This is a genomic window from Kitasatospora sp. NBC_01560, assembly GCF_045208415.1.
Classification (GTDB): Bacteria; Actinomycetota; Actinomycetes; order Streptomycetales; family Streptomycetaceae; genus Kitasatospora.
Map to the genome: position 1 here is coordinate 4,468,036 of NZ_CP109364.1, position 24,118 is coordinate 4,492,153.

Here is a 24,118-nt window from a genome sequence, read left to right on the forward strand (position 1 = left end):
GGCGGCACCCTGGCGGCGGTGCCCCGGACGTGCTTCTTCGGACGTGCTTCCCGGTAGGGGGCGGCCCCGGCCCCCCTCGTTCACGGGGCCGCCCCCTACCGGGGGTGCTACGGGATCAGGCCAGCGTCGGGATGACGGCGTTGACCTTGTCGGTCAGCTCCTTGGGGAGCGGCACGTAGCCCTTCTCGCCGATCGCCTTCTGGCCGGCGTCGCTGATGCCGTACGAGAGGAAGGCCTTCAGGGAGTCGAGGGTCTCGGCCTTGTTGCCCTTGTCGCAGACGATCTCGTAGGTGACCAGGACGAGCGGGTAGGAGCCCTCGTCCTTGGTCGCGTAGTCGAGGGTCAGCGCCAGGTCGCTGCCGGTGCCGGCGATCTTCGCCTTGGCGAAGGTGGTGGCGGCGTTGGCGGCGGTGGCCTCGACCGGCTTGGAGGCGCCGGTGCTGATCGCGGCGCTCTTCAGGTTGTTGGTCTGGGCGTACGACAGCTCGGCGTAGCTGATCGAGTTCTTGACCTGCTTCACCTGGGCCGCGACACCGGCGGAGCCGTTGGCGCCCTGGCCGCCCTTGCCCGCCCACGCCTTGGCCGGCGCGTAGGTCCAGGCGCCGCCCGAGACCTTGGCGAAGTACTTGGTCAGGTTCTCGGTGGTGCCCGAGTCGTCCGTGCGGTGGACGGCCTGGATGTCGGCGTCCGGCAGCTTGGCGCCCGGGTTCAGGGCGGCGATCGCCGGGTCGTTCCACTTGAGGATCTGCGAGTCGAAGATCTTCGCGATGGTCGGGCCGTCCAGGACGAGGTTGTCGACGCCGTCCACGTTGTAGACGATCGAGACCAGGCCCGCGACGAGCGGCAGGTTGATGCCCTGGCCGCCGGTGCAGACCTTCTTGCTGTCCTCGACCTCGGCCGGCTTGAGCGCCGAGTCGGAGCCCGCGAACTGGATCTTGCCCTGGTTGAACTGCTGGACACCCGCGCCCGAACCGCCGCCGCCGTAGTTGACGGAGGAGTCCTTGCAGGCCGCGCCGAAGTTGGTCTTCAGGACGTCGATCGCGGTGCCCTGCGCGGTGGAGCCCGCGGACAGCAGGGCGGCGGGCTTGCTGCCACAGTTGATCGCAGCCGCGGCGGAGCCGCTGGAGGAGCTGCCCGCAGTGGTGTTGTTGTTCTCGTCCGAACCGCAGGCGGCGAGCGACAGCGAGCTGACGAGCGCCATGGCACCGATGGCGAGGGCCTTGGAGCGGCCGTTCCGCTGGAGCTTCACAGGGGTGTCCCTTTCTGTGGCATTGCCCGGCGCGCGGGCCGTACGGGACGGCGGAGCGCGGGTTTTGCTGTGGTCCGGGGCCCGTTCGGCCCTCCGGTAACCCCGAAGTTAGGCCGGGTAAGTGACACGTCAGCCGGTCGGAAGTGAACGGAGAGTGAACCTCGAACGGATGGCAGGAAACTACGCCAGGTAGTAACGGTTGCGTCACGGCAAGGGCGCGGGGAGATCACTTCCACCGTTCCTCCACGCGGGCGAGCCACGCGGAACGCACGCGCTACCGGACCGGCCGGGCTCCCAGGAGCTCCAGCAGCGCGTCCACCAGCAGCCGGTCGCGCTGGTGGGTCAGCCGGGCCCGGGCCTTGCCGGCCGGCAGCCACTCCAGCCGGTCCACCTCACGGCTCGGCCGGAACGCCCCGGCCGACGGCACCGCCGCCCAGTACCGGACCTCCTTCGGCCGCCCCTGCGCCAGGTAGTGCTGGGCCGGCAGCTCCGCCCCGAACACGCAGGCGTACCCCGTCTCCTCCCGCACCTCGCGCAGCGCCGCCTCGACCACGCCCTCGCCCGGGTCGAGCTTGCCCTTCGGCAGGCTCCAGTCGTCGTACTTGGGCCGGTGGATCACCGCGAGCCGCGGCCGCCCCAGCCGGCCGCTCTTCTTCGGCCGGCCCGGCAGCCAGAGCACCGCGCCCGCCGCCAGGACGACCGCGGAGCGCGCGGCACCACCGCCACCGCTCGTGACGGGACCGTTGGCCTGCTCGGTGCTCAGGCGGTTGCGCAACTCATGCCGTCCGGGGTGCGGGGGTCTGCCCCCAGCCCTCCGCCGGGGGGATCTCCAGCCAGGTGTCCAGGCCCGGCGGGAGTTCGGGCCACCGGCGGCCGAAGGCGTACCTCGCCGCCTCCACCTCCAGTCGCTGATCAGCATGCACCACGCCGAGCACGTACGCCGTCGCGGGTGTGATCCTCGGCGTCCGCGCCGCGGTCGCCGCGGTGACGGCCGCGTCCGCCGCCTCCTGGTGCCGGCCCAGCACGCCGTCCAGTTCGTCCAGCTCGGCGGCCGGCCCGCCGCACACCTCCAGCGCGTACCGGGCCCGCTTCACCAGGATCCGCACCCGGTGCCACGGGGCGTCGTCCGCCGCCAGCGCCGCGTCCGCGTCCACCGCGCCCCGGGCCGGCGGCACGTCCTGGCCGACGGCGGGCGCGGGCACCGCGCCGAGCCTGCGCAGGCCGTCGCCGCCGTAGGGGGTGGCGGCCCGGTGCAGGGGCAGCTGCTGGGCGCCCGCGGCCAGCGCGGTGAATGCCGCCGCGGCCTGCGGCAGCAGCACCGTGGCCGCCCGGCCCTGCGCCGTGTCCAGCAGCGGGGCCTCGCCGACCAGCAGGGTCATCCGGTCCGCCAGCGCGTGCAGCCGGGCCGAGCGCAGCTCCTGCAGCACCGTCGTGTGCGCCCTGGTCCGGGCCAGGGTCAGCTGGCGGTCGAGCAGCGCCCGCGCCTTCGGCGCCCCGGCGTGACCGGCCAGCATCCCCGGGCCGTTCGGCTCGCTGCCGCTCAGCGAGTCCAGCGCACCCAGCAGCCGGGCCGACCGGCGGACGTACCCGGGCTCCAGCGCCAGCAGGTTGAGCAGCCAGCGCAGCTCGGTGCGCGACTCCTGCGCCCAGCCCTGTTCGAACGTCGCGCCGAAGGTGTGCAGCAGTCCGCCGACCCGCCGCACCGCCCGCAGCAGGTCGGCCGTCCCGGCGGACGGGACCGCGACCGCCCCCGGTCTGGCGCCGACCTCGCCCACCGCCAACGGCAGCGCGCGCAGGAACGCGCCGGCCTGGGCGGTGAGATGGCTGGAGAGGATGTCCCCGGCGGTCGTGGTGGAGGCCGCCTGGGCCGTCATCGGCGCATCGGTCATGACTTGGTAGATCCCCGTTTCCCCCGGGGCCGTCCCCCGGGGCTGGTGGCCGACCGCTGCGGGTCCCCGACCGCTCAGCGGCTGCATCAGTGGCTCGCGACCGTGGACCGCCCGGGGCCCGGCGTCAGCCTCGGCGGCTCACGCCGGGGTCTCCCCGGTGGTTCAGGTCGGTCGATCGGGACCGTGCGCCGTGGCGGCGGCACGCGGTCAGCGGGCGGCGGCGGCCCGGCGGCGCTGGCGCGAGTCGATCAGCAGGTCCTGGACGTGCCGCAGCGGCTTGCCTTCGGAGTCCTGCGCGTGCCGGGCCCACGCCCCGTCCGCCCCGAGGTGCCAGGACTCGGTCTCGTCGGACACGCCGAGGTCGATCAGCCCGGACAGCTCCGCGCGGTGGGCCGGGTCGGTGATCCGCAGCAGCGCCTCGATCCGGCGGTCCAGGTTGCGGTGCATCATGTCGGCGCTGCCGATCCACACCTCCGGATCGCCGTTGTTGCCGAACACGAAGATCCGCGAGTGCTCCAGGAAGCGCCCGAGGATGCTCCGCACCCGGATGTTCTCGCTCAGCCCCGGCACCCCCGGCCGGATCGCGCAGATCCCGCGCACCCAGACGTCCACCGGCACCCCGGCCTGGGACGCCCGGTACAGCGCGTCGATCACGGCCTCGTCGACGATCGAGTTGACCTTGATCTTCACGTACGCCGGACGGCCCGCGCGGTGGTGGGCGATCTCGTTGTGGATCCGCGAGATCAGCCCGTCCCGCAGGCCGCGCGGCGCGGTCAGCAGGCGGCGGTAGGACTCACGGCGCGAGTAGCCGGAGAGCCGGTTGAAGAGGTCCGAGAGGTCCGCCCCGACCTGCGGGTCGGAGGTCAGCAGACCGATGTCCTCGTACAGCCGGGCCGTCTTCGGGTGGTAGTTGCCGGTGCCCACGTGCGAGTAGCGGCGCAGGGTGTCGCCCTCCTGGCGGACCACCAGCGACAGCTTGCAGTGCGTCTTCAGCCCGACCAGGCCGTAGACGACGTGGCAGCCGGCCTCCTCCAGCTTGCGGGCCCACTTGATGTTGGCCTGCTCGTCGAAGCGCGCCTTGATCTCGACCAGGACGAGCACCTGCTTGCCGGACTCCGCCGCGTCGATCAGCGCGTCCACGATCGGCGAGTCGCCGGAGGTGCGGTACAGCGTCTGCTTGATCGCCAGCACGTCCGGGTCGCCGCCGGCCTGCTCCAGGAAGGCCTGCACCGAGGTGGAGAAGCTGTCGTACGGGTGGTGCAGCAGCACGTCCCGCTCGCGCATCGCGGCGAAGATGTCCGGCTGCGAGGCCGACTCGACGTCGGTCAGCCCGCGGGCGGTGCCCGCCACGAACTTCGGGTACTTCAGCTCCGGCCGGTCCAGGTCGGCGATGCCGAACAGACCGGTGAGGTCGAGCGGACCGGGCAGCGGGAAGACCTCCGCCTCGGTGATGTTCAGCTCCCGCACCAGCAGGTCCAGGATGTACGGGTCGATCGACTCCTCGACCTCCAGCCGCACCGGCGGGCCGAAGCGCCGCCGCATCAGCTCCTTCTCCAGGGCCTTGAGGATGTTCTCGGTGTCGTCCTCCTCGACCTCGAGGTCCTCGTTCCGGGTCACCCGGAAGGCGTGGTGCGCCAGCACCTCCATCCCCGGGAAGAGCTCCTCCAGGTGCGCCCCCATCACGTCCTCCAGCGGCACGTACCGCTGCGGCGACGCCTCCAGGAAGCGGGCGAGGGACTGCGGCACCTTCACCCGGGCGAAGTGCTTGTGCCCCGACACGGGGTTGCGCACGACGACGGCGAGGTTGAGGGAGAGCCCCGATATGTACGGGAACGGGTGCGCCGGGTCCACCGCCAGCGGCGTCAGGACGGGGAAGATCTTCTGCCGGAAGAGCGTGTGCAGCCGGGCCTGCTCCTTCTCGGCCAGCTCCGGCCAGCGGACCAGCTCGATCCCCTCGGCGGCGAGATCCGGCAGGACCTCCTGCTGGCAGGCGGCGGCGTGCCGCGCCATCAGCTCGCGCGAGCGGGTCCAGATCAGGTCCAGCACCTCGCGCGGCTGCAGGCCGCTCGCGCTGCGCTGGGCCACTCCGGTGGCGATCCGGCGCTTCAGGCCCGCCACCCGGACCATGAAGAACTCGTCCAGGTTGCTCGCGAAGATCGCCAGGAACTTGGTCCGCTCCAGCAGCGGGATCGCCGGGTCCTCGGCCAGTTCGAGGACGCGCTCGTTGAACGCGAGCCAACTGCGTTCGCGGTCCAGGAAGCGGCCCTGCGGCAGCTCGTCGAGCTCCTGCTCGTCCGCGGCCGGCAACTCCGGCGGTATCCCCAGCGCACTGGACATCCGGGCCGGCGGGGACAGCGGGGCAGAGACGGGGCGGGGGATGCTCATGGGCTCCAGCTCCTCCAGCAGGACGGCGTCCGGACGCGACAGGCTCTGCGGGCCGTCGTCCTCGCCCAGCACCAGCGCCCACCCGCCCGGCACGGTCTGTACAGCACCGGCCGTCGGGTGTCGGCCGACGCTGCACGAGCGAGACACTACGGACTTCATCCTGTGATCTTCGCGGCAGCAATTGAATCCACGGTAAACACCGCATGGCCAGGAGGAAAGCTGAGTCGGTCGGGGCCGGGCCGGGAACGCCCCGGCCGTTGCCCCGCAGCCCGCTCTCCGCTATGCCCTGTCCGGTCTCACCGGACGTCCCGGCCACCGCGGTACCCGGCGCGGTACATCAGGTCCACCTCGTGGACGGTGAACCCCAATCGTTCATATACCCGCACAGCGGCCGGATTGTCGGCATCGACGTACAGCAAAACGGTGTCCAGCCCGCGCTCGCCCGGGCCACCACCGGTCAGGTGCCGCAGGCCGGCCGCGGTGAGTGCCCGGCCCAGACCGTTGCCCTGCTCCGCAGGGTCCACCCCGACCACGTACACCTCGCCGAGCGCCGGCTCGGTGGCCGTCGCCGGGTGCACCTTGGTCCAGTGGAAGCCCACCACCTCGCCCGCACGGGTGGCGAGGAAGAACCCCGCCGGGTCGAACCACGGCTCGGCCATCCGGTCGGCGAGGTCCTGCTCCGTCCAGGCACCCTGCTCCGGGTGGTGGGCGAAGGCGAGCGCGTTCAGCCGCAGCCACGCGGCGTCGTCCTCGCCCGGGCGGAAGGTCCTCAGCTCGACGCCGTCCGGCAGGGCGGCCTCCTCGGTCTGCGGCCCGCTCCGGCGCATCTGCCGCAGCTCGCGGACGAGCTCGGCACCGTACGCGTCCGCCAGATGGCGGGCGGCCGGGTGACCGCCGTGCACCCAGAAGTCGACGTGGTCCCGGCCGGCGCGGTGTGCCTCGGCGAGCACGGCGTCCACCAGCGGCCGGCCGTGGCCACGCCCGCGGGCGGACGGGGCGACCACCAGCTCGGCGGACGGGTTCGCGGTGCCGGCCTCCGGCACCTCCAGCTGGCCGTACCCGACAATCGTGTCCTGGGCCTGGTCCTGGTGCCGCTCCGGGTTCTGCCCCTGGTCCTGGCTCTGGACGAGGTGGACGACGCCCGGGCGGGCGGTCCCGGCGGACCGCAGACGGATCCGCCCCTGCTCGGACACGGCTGCCCGGCCGTCGGCGTCCTGCGCCTCGGCGAGGACCCGCAGCGCGCCGTCACGCTGCTCCGGCCGCAGCACCTCGTGGGCGAGAACCGCTCCGTCGCCGGCCGCCGGCGTGCCCTTGTAGAACCGCTCCTGGTGATCGTCCATGCACTGACGATACGTCAACCGGAAACGCAGGGAAACGCAAAGAACCCCTGATCCGCTAGGGATCAGGGGTTCTTTGTGAATGATTGTTCGGCGGCGTCCTACTCTCCCACAGGGTCCCCCCTGCAGTACCATCGGCGCTGTGAGGCTTAGCTTCCGGGTTCGGAATGTAACCGGGCGTTTCCCTCACGCTATGACCACCGAAACACTATGAAACTTGTCACCGCACCCACGACAGGCCATGTCATGGGGGTCGTTGTTTCAGAACAACACAGTGGACGCGAGCAACTGAGGACAAGCCCTCGGCCTATTAGTACCGGTCAACTCCACCCCTTACAGGGCTTCCATATCCGGCCTATCAACCCAGTCGTCTACTGGGAGCCTTACCCTCTCAAGGAGGTGGGAGTGCTCATCTCGAAGCAGGCTTCCCGCTTAGATGCTTTCAGCGGTTATCCCTCCCGAACGTAGCCAACCAGCCATGCCCTTGGCAGGACAACTGGCACACCAGAGGTTCGTCCGTCCCGGTCCTCTCGTACTAGGGACAGCCCTTCTCAACACTCCTACGCGCACAGCGGATAGGGACCGAACTGTCTCACGACGTTCTAAACCCAGCTCGCGTACCGCTTTAATGGGCGAACAGCCCAACCCTTGGGACCTACTCCAGCCCCAGGATGCGACGAGCCGACATCGAGGTGCCAAACCATCCCGTCGATATGGACTCTTGGGGAAGATCAGCCTGTTATCCCCGGGGTACCTTTTATCCGTTGAGCGACGGCGCTTCCACAAGCCACCGCCGGATCACTAGTCCCGACTTTCGTCCCTGCTCGACCCGTCAGTCTCACAGTCAAGCTCCCTTGTGCACTTACACTCAACACCTGATTGCCAACCAGGCTGAGGGAACCTTTGGGCGCCTCCGTTACTCTTTAGGAGGCAACCGCCCCAGTTAAACTACCCACCAGACACTGTCCCTGATCCGGATCACGGACCCAGGTTAGACATCCAGCACGACCAGAGTGGTATTTCAACGACGACTCCACAACAACTGGCGTTGCTGCTTCAAAGTCTCCCACCTATCCTACACAAGCCGAACCGAACACCAATATCAAGCTATAGTAAAGGTCCCGGGGTCTTTCCGTCCTGCTGCGCGAAACGAGCATCTTTACTCGTAATGCAATTTCACCGGGCCTATGGTTGAGACAGTCGAGAAGTCGTTACGCCATTCGTGCAGGTCGGAACTTACCCGACAAGGAATTTCGCTACCTTAGGATGGTTATAGTTACCACCGCCGTTTACTGGCGCTTAAGTTCTCAGCTTCGCCCCGACGAATCAGAGCTAACCGGTCCCCTTAACGTTCCAGCACCGGGCAGGCGTCAGTCCGTATACATCGCCTTACGGCTTCGCACGGACCTGTGTTTTTAGTAAACAGTCGCTTCTCGCTGGTCTCTGCGGCCACCCCCAGCTCGGAGTGCAAGACTCGTCACCAGGAATGGCCCCCCTTCTCCCGAAGTTACGGGGGCATTTTGCCGAGTTCCTTAACCATAGTTCACCCGAACGCCTCGGTATTCTCTACCTGACCACCTGAGTCGGTTTGGGGTACGGGCCGCCATGAAACTCGCTAGAGGCTTTTCTCGACAGCATAGGATCATCCACTTCACCACAATCGGCTCGGCATCAGGTCTCAGCCTCAATGAGTGACGGATTTGCCTATCACTCGGCCTACACCCTTACCCCGGGACAACCACCGCCCGGGCTGGACTACCTTCCTGCGTCACCCCATCGCTCACCTAATACAGACTTGGTCCGGCGGCTCCACCACGTCCCTTTGTCCGAAGACTCCGGGCCGGCTTCACGGCCTTAGCATCACCTGGTTCAGCGTTGGCGCTTCAAAGCGGGTACGGGAATATCAACCCGTTGTCCATCGACTACGCCTGTCGGCCTCGCCTTAGGTCCCGACTTACCCTGGGCAGATCAGCTTGACCCAGGAACCCTTGGTCAATCGGCGCAAGAGTTTCTCACTCTTGTATCGCTACTCATGCCTGCATTCTCACTCGTGTACCGTCCACGACTGGTTTCCACCGCCGCTTCACCCGGCACACGACGCTCCCCTACCCATCACAGCAGGCGTTGGCCCTATATGCTGCAATGACACGACTTCGGTGATGTGCTTGAGCCCCGCTACATTGTCGGCGCGGAATCACTTGACCAGTGAGCTATTACGCACTCTTTCAAGGGTGGCTGCTTCTAAGCCAACCTCCTGGTTGTCTCTGCGACTCCACATCCTTTCCCACTTAGCACACGCTTAGGGACCTTAGTCGGTGTTCTGGGCTGTTTCCCTCTCGACCATGGAGCTTATCCCCCACAGTCTCACTGCCACGCTCTCACTTACCGGCATTCGGAGTTTGGCTAAGGTCAGTAACCCGGTGAGGCCCATCGCCTATCCAGTGCTCTACCTCCGGCAAGAAACACGTGACGCTGCACCTAAATGCATTTCGGGGAGAACCAGCTATCACGGAGTTTGATTGGCCTTTCACCCCTAACCACAGGTCATCCCCCAGGTTTTCAACCCTGGTGGGTTCGGTCCTCCACGAAGTCTTACCTCCGCTTCAACCTGCCCATGGCTAGATCACTCCGCTTCGGGTCTTGGGCATGCAACTGAAACGCCCTATTCGGACTCGCTTTCGCTACGGCTACCCCACACGGGTTAACCTCGCTACACACCGCAAACTCGCAGGCTCATTCTTCAAAAGGCACGCAGTCACGAGACACACAGCAAGCTGCATGTCCGACGCTCCCACGGCTTGTAGGCACACGGTTTCAGGTACTATTTCACTCCGCTCCCGCGGTACTTTTCACCATTCCCTCACGGTACTATCCGCTATCGGTCACCAGGGAATATTTAGGCTTAGCGGGTGGTCCCGCCAGATTCACACGGGATTTCTCGGGCCCCGTGCTACTTGGGAGTTCTTCAAACGAGCCGTACAGATTTCGTCTACGGGGGTCTTACCCTCTACGCCGGACCTTTCGCATGTCCTTCGACTACCCATACGGTTTCTGACTCGTCGACCGGCCGGCAGACCGATCAAGAAAAATCCCACGACCCCACCAGCGCAACCCCTGCCGGGTCTCACACGCTGATGGTTTAGCCTCATCCGGTTTCGCTCGCCACTACTCCCGGAATCACGGTTGTTTTCTCTTCCTGCGGGTACTGAGATGTTTCACTTCCCCGCGTTCCCTCCACATACCCTATGTGTTCAGGTATGGGTGACAGCCCATGACGACTGCCGGGTTTCCCCATTCGGAAACCCCCGGATCAAAGCCTGGTTGACGGCTCCCCGGGGACTATCGTGGCCTCCCACGTCCTTCATCGGTTCCTGGTGCCAAGGCATCCACCGTGCGCCCTTAAAAACTTGGCCACAGATGCTCGCGTCCACTGTGCAGTTCTCAAACAACGACCAGTCACCCACCATCAACAACCCCGAACGGGCTGCCTCAAGTGAGACCGGCATCACTGAAGCAACGACCATACGGCCGTTCCCTCAGGACCCAACAACGTGCCCGACACACCCGATCAACAATCCGTCTTCCACGCCGAAGCAGTACTAACGGATGCCAACCCAGTGTGCCGAATAGTCAACGTTCCACCCATGAGCGACCGTGCAGAACATTCGCCTGCAAGCGGCCATGTGCTCCTTAGAAAGGAGGTGATCCAGCCGCACCTTCCGGTACGGCTACCTTGTTACGACTTCGTCCCAATCGCTGGTCCCACCTTCGACGGCTCCTCCCCTTACGGGTTAGGCCACCGGCTTCGGGTGTTACCGACTTTCGTGACGTGACGGGCGGTGTGTACAAGGCCCGGGAACGTATTCACCGCAGCATGCTGATCTGCGATTACTAGCAACTCCAACTTCATGGGGTCGAGTTGCAGACCCCAATCCGAACTGAGGCCGGCTTTTGGGATTCGCTCCGCCTCGCGGCATCGCAGCCCTTTGTACCGACCATTGTAGCACGTGTGCAGCCCAAGACATAAGGGGCATGATGATTTGACGTCGTCCCCACCTTCCTCCGAGTTGACCCCGGCAGTCTCCTGTGAGTCCCCATCACCCCGAAAGGCATGCTGGCAACACAGAACAAGGGTTGCGCTCGTTGCGGGACTTAACCCAACATCTCACGACACGAGCTGACGACAACCATGCACCACCTGTATACCGACCACAAGGGGGCGACCATCTCTGGCCGTTTCCGGCATATGTCAAGCCTTGGTAAGGTTCTTCGCGTTGCGTCGAATTAAGCCACATGCTCCGCTGCTTGTGCGGGCCCCCGTCAATTCCTTTGAGTTTTAGCCTTGCGGCCGTACTCCCCAGGCGGGGAACTTAATGCGTTAGCTGCGGCACCGACGACGTGGAATGTCGCCAACACCTAGTTCCCAACGTTTACGGCGTGGACTACCAGGGTATCTAATCCTGTTCGCTCCCCACGCTTTCGCTCCTCAGCGTCAGTAATGGCCCAGAGATCCGCCTTCGCCACCGGTGTTCCTCCTGATATCTGCGCATTTCACCGCTACACCAGGAATTCCGATCTCCCCTACCACACTCTAGCCTGCCCGTATCGAATGCAGACCCGGGGTTAAGCCCCGGGCTTTCACATCCGACGCGACAGGCCGCCTACGAGCTCTTTACGCCCAATAATTCCGGACAACGCTCGCACCCTACGTATTACCGCGGCTGCTGGCACGTAGTTAGCCGGTGCTTCTTCTGCAGGTACCGTCACTTGCGCTTCTTCCCTGCTGAAAGAGGTTTACAACCCGAAGGCCGTCATCCCTCACGCGGCGTCGCTGCATCAGGCTTTCGCCCATTGTGCAATATTCCCCACTGCTGCCTCCCGTAGGAGTCTGGGCCGTGTCTCAGTCCCAGTGTGGCCGGTCGCCCTCTCAGGCCGGCTACCCGTCGTCGCCTTGGTAGGCCATTACCCCACCAACAAGCTGATAGGCCGCGGGCTCATCCTGCACCGCCGGAGCTTTACACCACAGTCCATGCGGACCGTGGTCATATCCGGTATTAGACCCCGTTTCCAGGGCTTGTCCCAGAGTGCAGGGCAGATTGCCCACGTGTTACTCACCCGTTCGCCACTGATCCACCCCGAAGGGCTTCACCGTTCGACTTGCATGTGTTAAGCACGCCGCCAGCGTTCGTCCTGAGCCAGGATCAAACTCTCCGTGAATGTCTTCTCGACAGTGCTTAATGAAAAGCGGTCGAGCTGCACTCGCGTCGAGCGGCACGGCAACCACCGGAATAGGGCGGCCCCGCGCACTGCGTCCTCGCTAGTGTTTTACTTCAAAAGGAATCTCCAACCCCGATCAAACGATCGAGGCCGGGGATGTCAACATATCTGGCGTTGACTTTTGGCACGCTGTTGAGTTCTCAAGGAACGGACACTTCCTTCAGGCGGCTTTCACACCGGCCCTCCGGGCGCTTCGTTCTTTCGTGTTTCCAGCTTATCAGACGTTTTCCGTGCCGTTTCCGGCGCTTCCTTCATCCAACTCGCTGCTGTCTTCTGCGGCTTGACGCCCCGTCCGACGTTTCAAACTCTAGCCGATCCCCGCCCCGAAAGGCGAATCCGACCGCAACCCATTTAAACGCACGCATACCGAACAAGGCCCGAGCCGCGACGCCGAAAAGGCAGAACGCGACCCAGCCCGAACCGGGAAGTGGTGTTTCCAGAGATTGGCCGCCCCGGGACCGTCCGCGCCGATGCGTGTCCGGTGCTCCCTGCCGAGCGACCAGTCAACACTACGCCCATCCGGGCAGGAAGCAAAATCGACCACCGGACCGAGCTCCACCGCCTCCGGCCGAGCGGACCGGCAGCCGGCGTCGGCTCCCCTCACCCCGTGCCGGCGCAACCGGCGCCGGCCTCCACCGGTATCAGGCGTACCTGTCGCGCGGCCGGCTTCACGGGTTCGCCCGGCGGCTGTCACGGCAGCCACCGGGCGGCGGCCTCCCTCGTGACACGGCCGGCGTCGACGTACCAGAGGCGGTTCCGACCGTCCCAGCGGGCCTTGAGCTCTGCCTTCGCCTCGTCCTTCTCCCCGAACGGCACGTCCAGGTAGAGCCGCCCGTCGACGACCTCGCCGGGGCGGGGCTTCCGGCTTCCGCCCGCGTCAGGGGTCGCAGGCGAGGTCGCGGGCGTGGACCCGGTCGGGGACGGGGTGCCGGGTGCCGCCGTGACAGCGGCGGGGCCGGCCGCGCCGGCGGTCCTCGGGTTCCAGGCCGCGCGCTCCTTCCGGGCCCGCTGGATGACCCTGCTGACCCGTTCGCAGGACGCGGGGTCGGTGAAGCGCATCATCAGATCGGTCGGTCCGGTGCTCGCCAGCAGGTTGAGGGAGCCGTGCCAGAGCACGGCACTGTCGAGGATCAGCACCTTCTCGTGCATCCGGTCGCGGAACACCACCTCGCAGCCGGCCGCCCTGAGCACGTCGATCTGCTTCTGGTGCCGGGCAGCCCCGGCCGCCTCCCGCTGCTCCCCGGGGGCCCGGGTGTGAACGACGACCCGTACGCCGTCCGCCACACGTGCCCCGAGCAGGTCCGACCACCGCTGGACCGGCTGCGGGTCGAGGAACGCGCAGTGGACCTCGATGCTCGTCCGGGCCCGCGCGATGTCCCACTCCACGGCCTTCTGGACCTCGTCGGCGGGGAAGAAAGCCGGCCGGGCCAGTTCCTCCTCGGAGAGGACGGACAGCTGCGCCGCCTCGCGCGTCGGGATCAGCTGGTCCGCCGAGATCACCTGGGCGTGGCGCTCCAGGTGGTCGAGCATGACCCGCGCCTCGCTGTGGGGGGCGAGGTGCCGGCGCAGGTGCTCGACGTCGGCGACGACGATCAGATGGTCCTGCGCCCTGCTGAGGGCGACGTTCAGCAGCCGGCAGGTCTGCGAGGACAGCCCGGTCCCGGCGTAGAAGATGCCCGGGTCCTTGCCCGCGCCGACGGCGGTGTCGAAGACGACGATCGGGCGCTGGCTGCCCTGGAACCGGTGGATGGTGTCGACCAGGCCCTCGTACTCCTCCCCGAACCGGTACGTCAGACTCCCCTTCAGGGCCTTGACCTGCGCGCGGTAGGGCGCGATGACGGCCAGCCGGTCCGTCGCGCGGCCGCCGGCCCCGAGCTCGCCGCTCCCCCATCTGCGGCCGGGAAGCACCCCTTCGTACTGCAGACCGCGCACGAGTTCGTGCACGACCGCCTCGTTCACGGTGTTGGCCCGGTAGTCGGGCCCGGGTATCCGCTGCTTCGAGGTGTCGATCAGGATCACCGGGACGTCGACCAGCGGGTTGGGCGGGATCCGGCTGCCGTCCGCACGGCCCGTCGCGAGCGGGGCATCGGGGTAGGCCACCGCGTTGACGAGACCGCAGATCGGCGCACGCATGCGGTACTGGGTGTCCAGCGCCACGAGGCGCGCGTCCTGGCGGACGGAGCCGGCTTCGGTGACCAGCCCGGCCGCGTGGAAGGCGTCCCGGGCCGCCCAGTACCGGGAGTGGACGCGCTCCTCCTCCGAGGCCCGGCGGTCGCCGTCGCCCTTGGTGACCGCCGGCAGTTGCCGGAAGTCGCCCGCCACGACGATCCGCTTGCCCGCCAGGCCGGCGGCCAGCCAGGCCGACGGCAGGTCCACCATGCCGGCCTCGTCGATGACGACCACGTCCACCCGGTCGAGCAGCTTCCGCGACTGCACGGCCTTGGCGACGGTGGCCCCCATCACCCGACACCGGGAGCGCACGGTCTGCTGGATCCGGCTCAACTGCCGGTCCACGTCCTGGACCTGCCGGAGCAGGGACTCCGCCTCGCGGGCCAGGCCCGCCCGCTCCGGCAGGCCCACCAGCCGGGGCCGGACACCCGCGAGGCGCCCGCTCGTCCCGCTGATCCGGGCCGCCAGGTGCTCGGCCTGCGTCCGGGCCGCCGCCTCGACGTACCGCGCGGACTCCGCCGCCGCGGTGGCCAGGGCGAGCTCCTCCCGCATCGCCGCGAGCCGGCTCTCCTTCCGTGCGGCACGGAAGCCCTTGGGCTCCGCCGCCTCACCGATGTCCAGCCGCAGGCGGGCGGCCCCCGCCTCCGCCCGCAGTGCGTCCCGCTCCGCGGCCGCGGCCGTGGTACCGGCCTCCTTGTGGGCCTCCCGGTCGGCGGTGAGCCGCTCCTGCAGCTCCAGGGCCTCGTCGTGCAGGGCGACGCCGGCGCGGGCCCGTTCCAGTCCCTCCCGCGCCACCCGCGCCGCCTCGGCCAGCTGCGCCGAGACCCGCGCCGCGATCCGGCCGGTGTCGACGTACTCGCCGTAGCGCTCGCGCAGTGACGGCAGTTCGATGTCACCGGCCCGCTGGACGATGCCCTCCCCGAAGGCCGGTTCGGCGTTCAGCAGATCGCAGATCCGCTCCAGCGCCTGGTCGACGGCGACCTTGGTCGGCGCGAGGAACAGGACGTTGTGGCCCTGGCGGAAGTTGCCCTCGACGATGTGGCCGACGACATCGGTCTTCCCCGTCCCGGGCGGGCCCCAGAGGAACGTCGCCTCGCTCGCCAACGCCTGGACGACCGCGGTCCGTTGGCGCGGATTGAGCTTCAGCCCGTGCCAACCGGCCACCCACCGCTCCGGATCCGGTGCGTGCCCGACCTCCGGCGTTCCCTGCCCAACGATCCACCCGGCGCTCTCGACCCGGACGTTCCCCTCCGTCGAGCCCGCCGCCTCCAGGCGCTCGGCCAGAACCGCCAACCCGGCCGAATCGTCCTTGCGGGCCTGGACGTTGCGCGCCCCGTTGCCGAGGCTCTCGGCAACGACGAGCCGCACCTTCCCGTCCGGGAGCGGGGAGGCCTCACCCGGGATCCACGGACCGCGCGTGTGGGAGGCCCGCACCAGGACGGGGCTGCCGTCGAACGCGCCCGGCCACCGGCGGCACCCGAAGAGGTACTCGTACCTTCCCTCCGCAGCCGAGACGGTCCGCCCCTCCGTAAGCTCCGCCTTCTCCGCGTCCTTGGCGTCATTGCGCCGCTCCGCGCGGATCTCCGCCCGAACGGCGGCCAGGAGTTCCGAGACCGGATAGGGCTGCTCGGTCTGCGTCATACGTCTGCGCTCCCCCGTGACGTCTGCAGAATGCTCCGTCCACTGTACGGAGCACGGCCGACACCGGGAGCGGCTTCCGGCAAGCCGCCGGGAGCTCGCGGGCCGGCACGGGCCGGCACGGGCCGGCGCTCGGAATCACTGCTGCGCAGGCGCGCCCGGCCGCCCGCCGATCGGCTGCCGGCGCACGGTGGTAGGAATTGCCTGACGGCAAGTCAACCGAGGGGTGGGGCAACACATGGACGCAGTAGTGGCGATCAGCCTGATCCGCATGGATGCCGTAAGTCTGACCATGGCGCCCTGGCAACGCCCGTCGGACGCCGAGCTGGTCCAGTTGGGCCTCGACGCCCTGATGGCCGATGTCGAGGCGCCCTCGCTGGCCCTGCTCGCCGGGCTGGCGCGCGGTGAGTACTCCCAGGCCCGCGAGCTGTTCGCCCTCGTGCTGGACGAGCTGGGTCTGCTGCCCCTGACCGCGGAGGATCTTGCCGAGGCACGCTGGACCGCGGCGCGATGGTGGGCCGGCCTGATCGTGGCGCGCCGCCTCGATCCCGTGGAGGGAGCCACGCTCATCCATGAGGCGGCTGCCGCCGAACTCGGCTACCCCGACGCGCTGCAACCCCTCGCCGATCTCGCGCAGGAGATCGTCCTGCTGGACGAGCAGCCTCCGGACCAGCACCTGCGCGAGCGGATCGAGTCCGCGGTACGGGACTTCCTCGCTACGGAGGCCGGGAAAAGCTGACAGTGCGTGCGCTGCGCGCCCGTCCTCCCACATCGACGGCGTGCAGCGGAGGCGAATAGCCCCGTAAACGCAGAAAGACCCCCTCCGGAATCCGGAGGGGGTCTTTCTGGAATGATTGTTCGGCGGCGTCCTACTCTCCCACAGGGTCCCCCCTGCAGTACCATCGGCGCTGTGAGGCTTAGCTTCCGGGTTCGGAATGTAACCGGGCGTTTCCCTCACGCTATGACCACCGAAACACTATGAAACTGTCAACCGCACCCATACCGTGACCTGGCATGGGGGTCGTTGTTTCAGAACAACACAGTGGACGCGAGCAACTGAGGACAAGCCCTCGGCCTATTAGTACCGGTCAACTCCACCCCTTACAGGGCTTCCATATCCGGCCTATCAACCCAGTCGTCTACTGGGAGCCTTACCCTCTCAAGGAGGTGGGAGTGCTCATCTCGAAGCAGGCTTCCCGCTTAGATGCTTTCAGCGGTTATCCCTCCCGAACGTAGCCAACCAGCCATGCCCTTGGCAGGACAACTGGCACACCAGAGGTTCGTCCGTCCCGGTCCTCTCGTACTAGGGACAGCCCTTCTCAACACTCCTACGCGCACAGCGGATAGGGACCGAACTGTCTCACGACGTTCTAAACCCAGCTCGCGTACCGCTTTAATGGGCGAACAGCCCAACCCTTGGGACCTACTCCAGCCCCAGGATGCGACGAGCCGACATCGAGGTGCCAAACCATCCCGTCGATATGGACTCTTGGGGAAGATCAGCCTGTTATCCCCGGGGTACCTTTTATCCGTTGAGCGACGGCGCTTCCACAAGCCACCGCCGGATCACTAGTCCCGACTTTCGTCCCTGCTCGACCCGTCAGTCTCACAGTCAAGCTCCCTTGTGCACTTACACTCAACACCTGATTGCCAACCAGGCTGAGGGAACCTTTGGGCGCCTCCGTTACTCTTTAGGAGGCAACCGCCCCAGTTAAACTACCCACCAGACACTGTCCCTGATCCGGATCACGGACCCAGGTTAGACATCCAGCACGACCAGAGTGGTATTTCAACGACGACTCCACAACAACTGGCGTTGCTGCTTCAAAGTCTCCCACCTATCCTACACAAGCCGAACCGAACACCAATATCAAGCTATAGTAAAGGTCCCGGGGTCTTTCCGTCCTGCTGCGCGAAACGAGCATCTTTACTCGTAATGCAATTTCACCGGGCCTATGGTTGAGACAGTCGAGAAGTCGTTACGCCATTCGTGCAGGTCGGAACTTACCCGACAAGGAATTTCGCTACCTTAGGATGGTTATAGTTACCACCGCCGTTTACTGGCGCTTAAGTTCTCAGCTTCGCCCCGACGAATCAGAGCTAACCGGTCCCCTTAACGTTCCAGCACCGGGCAGGCGTCAGTCCGTATACATCGCCTTACGGCTTCGCACGGACCTGTGTTTTTAGTAAACAGTCGCTTCTCGCTGGTCTCTGCGGCCACCCCCAGCTCGGAGTGCAAGACTCGTCACCAGGAATGGCCCCCCTTCTCCCGAAGTTACGGGGGCATTTTGCCGAGTTCCTTAACCATAGTTCACCCGAACGCCTCGGTATTCTCTACCTGACCACCTGAGTCGGTTTGGGGTACGGGCCGCCATGAAACTCGCTAGAGGCTTTTCTCGACAGCATAGGATCATCCACTTCACCACAATCGGCTCGGCATCAGGTCTCAGGCTATTGTTGTGCGGATTTGCCTACACAACGCCCTACACCCTTACCCCGGGACAACCACCGCCCGGGCTGGACTACCTTCCTGCGTCACCCCATCGCTCACCTAATACAGACTTGGTCCGGCGGCTCCACCACGTCCCTTTGTCCGAAGACTCCGGGCCGGCTTCACGGCCTTAGCATCACCTGGTTCAGCGTTGGCGCTTCAAAGCGGGTACGGGAATATCAACCCGTTGTCCATCGACTACGCCTGTCGGCCTCGCCTTAGGTCCCGACTTACCCTGGGCAGATCAGCTTGACCCAGGAACCCTTGGTCAATCGGCGCAAGAGTTTCTCACTCTTGTATCGCTACTCATGCCTGCATTCTCACTCGTGTACCGTCCACGACTGGTTTCCACCGCCGCTTCACCCGGCACACGACGCTCCCCTACCCATCACAGCAGGCGTTGGCCCTATATGCTGCAATGACACGACTTCGGTGATGTGCTTGAGCCCCGCTACATTGTCGGCGCGGAATCACTTGACCAGTGAGCTATTACGCACTCTTTCAAGGGTGGCTGCTTCTAAGCCAACCTCCTGGTTGTCTCTGCGACTCCACATCCTTTCCCACTTAGCACACGCTTAGGGACCTTAGTCGGTGTTCTGGGCTGTTTCCCTCTCGACCATGGAGCTTATCCCCCACAGTCTCACTGCCACGCTCTCACTTACCGGCATTCGGAGTTTGGCTAAGGTCAGTAACCCGGTGAGGCCCATCGCCTATCCAGTGCTCTACCTCCGGCAAGAAACACGTGACGCTGCACCTAAATGCATTTCGGGGAGAACCAGCTATCACGGAGTTTGATTGGCCTTTCACCCCTAACCACAGGTCATCCCCCAGGTTTTCAACCCTGGTGGGTTCGGTCCTCCACGAAGTCTTACCTCCGCTTCAACCTGCCCATGGCTAGATCACTCCGCTTCGGGTCTTGGGCATGCAACTGAAACGCCCTATTCGGACTCGCTTTCGCTACGGCTACCCCACACGGGTTAACCTCGCTACACACCGCAAACTCGCAGGCTCATTCTTCAAAAGGCACGCAGTCACGAGACACACAGCAAGCTGCATGTCCGACGCTCCCACGGCTTGTAGGCACACGGTTTCAGGTACTATTTCACTCCGCTCCCGCGGTACTTTTCACCATTCCCTCACGGTACTATCCGCTATCGGTCACCAGGGAATATTTAGGCTTAGCGGGTGGTCCCGCCAGATTCACACGGGATTTCTCGGGCCCCGTGCTACTTGGGAGTTTCTCAAACGAGCCGTACAGATTTCGTCTACGGGGGTCTTACCCTCTACGCCGGACCTTTCGCATGTCCTTCGACTACCCATACGGTTTCTGACTCGTCGACCGGCCGGCAGACCGATCAAGAAAAATCCCACGACCCCACCAGCGCAACCCCTGCCGGGTCTCACACGCTGATGGTTTAGCCTCATCCGGTTTCGCTCGCCACTACTCCCGGAATCACGGTTGTTTTCTCTTCCTGCGGGTACTGAGATGTTTCACTTCCCCGCGTTCCCTCCACATACCCTATGTGTTCAGGTATGGGTGACAGCCCATGACGACTGCCGGGTTTCCCCATTCGGAAACCCCCGGATCAAAGCCTGGTTGACGGCTCCCCGGGGACTATCGTGGCCTCCCACGTCCTTCATCGGTTCCTGGTGCCAAGGCATCCACCGTGCGCCCTTAAAAACTTGGCCACAGATGCTCGCGTCCACTGTGCAGTTCTCAAACAACGACCAGTCACCCACACTCAACGATCCGAAGACCGCCTCGCATGAGACCGGCATCTCTGAAGCAACGACCATACGGCCGTTCCCTCAGGACCCAACAACGTGCCCGACACAGTCAATCCCGAACCCACGTTCCACGCCCGAAGGCAGTACTTGTGAACCGATCTCTTCCTGTGCCGAATAGTCAACGTTCCACCCATGAGCGACCGTGCAGAACATTCGCCTGCAAGCGGCCATGTGCTCCTTAGAAAGGAGGTGATCCAGCCGCACCTTCCGGTACGGCTACCTTGTTACGACTTCGTCCCAATCGCTGGTCCCACCTTCGACGGCTCCTCCCCTTACGGGTTAGGCCACCGGCTTCGGGTGTTACCGACTTTCGTGACGTGACGGGCGGTGTGTACAAGGCCCGGGAACGTATTCACCGCAGCATGCTGATCTGCGATTACTAGCAACTCCAACTTCATGGGGTCGAGTTGCAGACCCCAATCCGAACTGAGGCCGGCTTTTTGGGATTCGCTCCGCCTCGCGGCATCGCAGCCCTTTGTACCGACCATTGTAGCACGTGTGCAGCCCAAGACATAAGGGGCATGATGATTTGACGTCGTCCCCACCTTCCTCCGAGTTGACCCCGGCAGTCTCCTGTGAGTCCCCATCACCCCGAAAGGCATGCTGGCAACACAGAACAAGGGTTGCGCTCGTTGCGGGACTTAACCCAACATCTCACGACACGAGCTGACGACAACCATGCACCACCTGTATACCGACCACAAGGGGGCGACCATCTCTGGCCGTTTCCGGCATATGTCAAGCCTTGGTAAGGTTCTTCGCGTTGCGTCGAATTAAGCCACATGCTCCGCTGCTTGTGCGGGCCCCCGTCAATTCCTTTGAGTTTTAGCCTTGCGGCCGTACTCCCCAGGCGGGGAACTTAATGCGTTAGCTGCGGCACCGACGACGTGGAATGTCGCCAACACCTAGTTCCCAACGTTTACGGCGTGGACTACCAGGGTATCTAATCCTGTTCGCTCCCCACGCTTTCGCTCCTCAGCGTCAGTAATGGCCCAGAGATCCGCCTTCGCCACCGGTGTTCCTCCTGATATCTGCGCATTTCACCGCTACACCAGGAATTCCGATCTCCCCTACCACACTCTAGCCTGCCCGTATCGAATGCAGACCCGGGGTTAAGCCCCGGGCTTTCACATCCGACGCGACAGGCCGCCTACGAGCTCTTTACGCCCAATAATTCCGGACAACGCTCGCACCCTACGTATTACCGCGGCTGCTGGCACGTAGTTAGCCGGTGCTTCTTCTGCAGGTACCGTCACTTGCGCTTCTTCCCTGCTGAAAGAGGTTTACAACCCGAAGGCCGTCATCCCTCACGCGGCGTCGCTGCATCAGGCTTTCGCCCATTGTGCAATATTCCCCACTGCTGCCTCCCGTAGGAGTCTGGGCCGTGTCTCAGTCCCAGTGTGGCCGGTCGCCCTCTCAGGCCGGCTACCCGTCGTCGCCTTGGTAGGCCATTACCCCACCAACAAGCTGATAGGCCGCGGGCTCATCCTGCACCGCCGGAGCTTTACACCACAGTCCATGCGGACCGTGGTCATATCCGGTATTAGACCCCGTTTCCAGGGCTTGTCCCAGAGTGCAGGGCAGATTGCCCACGTGTTACTCACCCGTTCGCCACTGATCCACCCCGAAGGGCTTCACCGTTCGACTTGCATGTGTTAAGCACGCCGCCAGCGTTCGTCCTGAGCCAGGATCAAACTCTCCGTGAATGTCTTCTCGACAGTGCTTAATGAAAAGCAGTCGAGCTGCACTCGCGTCGAGCGGCACGGCAACCACCGGAATAGGGCGGCCCCGCGCACTGCGTCCTCGCTAGTGTTTTACTTCAAAAGGAATCTCCAACCCCGATCAAACGATCGAGGCCGGGGATGTCAACATATCTGGCGTTGACTTTTGGCACGCTGTTGAGTTCTCAAGGAACGGACACTTCCTTCAGGCGGCTTTCACACCGGCCCTCTGGGCGCTTCGTTCTTTCGTGTTTCCAGCTTATCAGATGTTTTCCGTGCCGTTTCCGGCGCTTCGTTCATCCAACTCGCTACTGTCTTCTGCGGCTTGACGCCCCGTCCGACGTTTCAAACTCTAGCCGATCCCCGCCCCGCAAGGCGAATCCGACCGCAACCCATTTAAAAGCACGCATACCGAACAAGGCCCGAGCCGCGACGCCGAAAAGGCAGAACGCGACCCAGCCCGAACCGGGAAGTGGTGTTTCTAGGGATTGGCCGCCCCGGGACCGTCCGCGCCGATGCGTGTCCGGTGCTCCCTGTCAGGCAACTCGGAGAACACTAGACCTCTGGCGAGGTCGAGTCAACCCCTGGGTTCGCCTCGGATCCGGACTCCTCAACCGGCCCAGGCTCTGCGCCCGGCAACGCGTCCGCACCGGCCGCCGGGCCCGCCCCCTGCTCCGGGTCGGCGCCCGATTCCGCGCCTGATTCCGCAGGTGGTTCCGGTTCCGGGCGGGCCTCCTCGGCCGGCAGCTGGAAGGCGAGCACGGCGACGTCGTCGTCGTGCTCGGCGGTCACACCCATCGCCCGCAGCAGTCGTGCGCAGATGACCTCGGGCGCGCCGACCGCGCCGGCGAGGGTGCGGGCCAGCAGGTCGAGCCCCTGGTCGATGTCCTCGTCCCGGCGCTCGACCAGGCCGTCGGTATAGAGGACGCCGGTGGTGCCGGGGAGCAGCCGCAGGGTATGCGAGAGGTGGACGCCCCCGCCGGTGCCCAGGGGAGGGCCGTTCTGTTCCTCGCTCCGCAGGACGGTGCCGTCGGGGCAGCGCAGCAGGATCGGGAGGTGGCCGGCGGAGGCGTAGGTGAGGGTGCGGCGCTGCGGGTCCCAGACGGCGTAGGTGCAGGTGGCGATCTGGTTGGCGTCGATCTCCATGGCGAGGCCGTCGAGCAGGCGCATCACCTCGTGCGGGGGCAGGTCGAGGCGGGCGTAGGCGCGGACGGCGGTGCGCAGCTGTCCCATGACGGCGGCGGCGCGCAGGCCACGGCCCATGACGTCACCGATGACGAGGGCGGTGCGGCCGCCGTCGATGGCGATCACGTCGTACCAGTCGCCGCCGACCGCGGCCTCCGCGCCGCCGGGCTGGTAGGTGGCGGCGACCCGGAGGTCGGCGGGCTGGTCGAGTTTCTGCGGCAGCAGGCTGCGCTGGAGGGTGACGGCCGCTTCGCGCTGGCGGCGTTCGGACTCGCGGAGGCGGGCTGCGGCGAGGACCTGGTCGGTGACCTCGGCGGCGTAGATGAGCACGCCGGCCGGTGGGCCCTCCTTGGGTTCCTCGGTGTCGCCCGGTTCGGTGCGGTGCTCGTGGCGGCTGAGCGGGACGCAGGAGACGTTGTAGTAGCGGTTGCCGGTGAGGCCGAGGATGCAGCGGGCCTTGACGCTGCGGGGGCGGCCGCCGCGGATCACCTGGTCCATCAGGGGCAGGACGCCCATGGTGCCGAGCTCCGGCAGGGCGTCGCAGGCGGGCAGGCCGGCCGGGCGGTCGCCGAAGAGTTCGCGGTAGGCGCGGTTGGCGTAGCCGAGCTGGTGCAGCGGGCCGTAGGTGACGGCGACCGGGGCGGGGATGCGGTTGAGCACCTCGCGCAGGTCCTGGGGCCGCTGCGGGTCGAGCACTTCGGTCGGGCTGACGAGGCTGGTGGGGTCGCGTGGGCTGGGGACCACGACGTCGCCGGACGGCGCGCCCTGGTCGGTGCCGACGCCGTTCGGCGGGGCGGCACGCCAAGGGACTCCGGTGAGCCGGGCGCTCCAGCGCATGAGGTTCAAACGACGGCCGCTTCCTCGGTTTCCAGGCATATCATCACTTTTTGTGTGCGCACTGACACATGGGGTAATGACTTGGTTGGGCAGATCCTGTCAGGCGAAGGCCCGATTCCGGAAGTCGCGCGCTCAGGCGCGGCCGTCGTGTC

8 protein-coding genes and 6 rRNA genes are annotated in these 24,118 nt (G+C 65.7%); 1 reads left to right on the forward strand and 13 read right to left on the reverse strand.

Translation table 11 applies throughout. From position 1 onward, the window contains the following. Window positions 1-115: 115 nt before the first annotated feature. From pstS to OH807_RS19565, 9 genes are all read right to left on the reverse strand, one after another. Window positions 116-1,249, reverse strand: a complete 1,134-nt coding sequence (gene pstS / locus OH807_RS19525) for a phosphate ABC transporter substrate-binding protein PstS (RefSeq protein ID WP_406200482.1) — start codon at window positions 1,247-1,249, stop codon at window positions 116-118. A gap of 274 nt (window positions 1,250-1,523) precedes the next feature. Then, window positions 1,524-1,943 (reverse strand): NUDIX hydrolase, encoded by a 420-nt coding sequence (locus OH807_RS19530; RefSeq protein ID WP_406211081.1) that lies wholly within the window; start codon window positions 1,941-1,943, stop codon window positions 1,524-1,526. A gap of 82 nt (window positions 1,944-2,025) precedes the next feature. After that, window positions 2,026-3,138, reverse strand: coding sequence for a CHAD domain-containing protein (locus OH807_RS19535; protein WP_406200484.1), 1,113 nt, complete (start codon window positions 3,136-3,138; stop codon window positions 2,026-2,028). A gap of 207 nt (window positions 3,139-3,345) precedes the next feature. After that, on the reverse strand, window positions 3,346-5,523 hold the full coding sequence (locus OH807_RS19540; RefSeq protein ID WP_406211083.1) for an RNA degradosome polyphosphate kinase: 2,178 nt from the start codon (window positions 5,521-5,523) through the stop codon (window positions 3,346-3,348). 296 nt (window positions 5,524-5,819) lie between these two features. Further along, on the reverse strand, window positions 5,820-6,863 hold the full coding sequence (gene mshD, locus OH807_RS19545) for a mycothiol synthase (protein ID WP_406200487.1): 1,044 nt from the start codon (window positions 6,861-6,863) through the stop codon (window positions 5,820-5,822). 85 nt (window positions 6,864-6,948) lie between these two features. Continuing rightward, window positions 6,949-7,065, reverse strand: a 5S ribosomal RNA gene (gene rrf / locus OH807_RS19550). 85 nt (window positions 7,066-7,150) lie between these two features. Beyond that, window positions 7,151-10,273, reverse strand: a 23S ribosomal RNA gene (locus tag OH807_RS19555). Window positions 10,274-10,554: 281 nt separating this feature from the next. Beyond that, window positions 10,555-12,077: ribosomal RNA gene (locus OH807_RS19560) — 16S ribosomal RNA — on the reverse strand. Together the 16S, 23S and 5S rRNA genes form the textbook arrangement of a ribosomal RNA operon. Before the next feature lie 750 nt (window positions 12,078-12,827). After that, entirely contained in the window at window positions 12,828-15,947 is a 3,120-nt protein-coding gene (locus OH807_RS19565) for an AAA domain-containing protein (protein ID WP_406200489.1), read from the reverse strand. 268 nt (window positions 15,948-16,215) lie between these two features. On the opposite strand from OH807_RS19565, the gene OH807_RS19570 reads away from it, so the two are divergent. Continuing rightward, on the forward strand, window positions 16,216-16,683 hold the full coding sequence (locus tag OH807_RS19570; RefSeq protein WP_406200490.1) for a hypothetical protein: 468 nt from the start codon (window positions 16,216-16,218) through the stop codon (window positions 16,681-16,683). 117 nt (window positions 16,684-16,800) lie between these two features. Here OH807_RS19570 and rrf (OH807_RS19575) read toward each other — a convergent pair. The 4 genes from rrf (OH807_RS19575) to OH807_RS19590 form a co-directional block, all read right to left on the reverse strand. After that, window positions 16,801-16,917: ribosomal RNA gene (gene rrf, locus OH807_RS19575) — 5S ribosomal RNA — on the reverse strand. An 85-nt stretch (window positions 16,918-17,002) separates the two neighbouring features. Continuing rightward, a 23S ribosomal RNA gene (locus tag OH807_RS19580) occupies window positions 17,003-20,124 on the reverse strand. 281 nt (window positions 20,125-20,405) lie between these two features. After that, window positions 20,406-21,929: ribosomal RNA gene (locus tag OH807_RS19585) — 16S ribosomal RNA — on the reverse strand. A 570-nt stretch (window positions 21,930-22,499) separates the two neighbouring features. After that, window positions 22,500-23,975, reverse strand: coding sequence for a PP2C family protein-serine/threonine phosphatase (locus OH807_RS19590; RefSeq protein WP_406200492.1), 1,476 nt, complete (start codon window positions 23,973-23,975; stop codon window positions 22,500-22,502). Window positions 23,976-24,118: the final 143 nt, after the last annotated feature.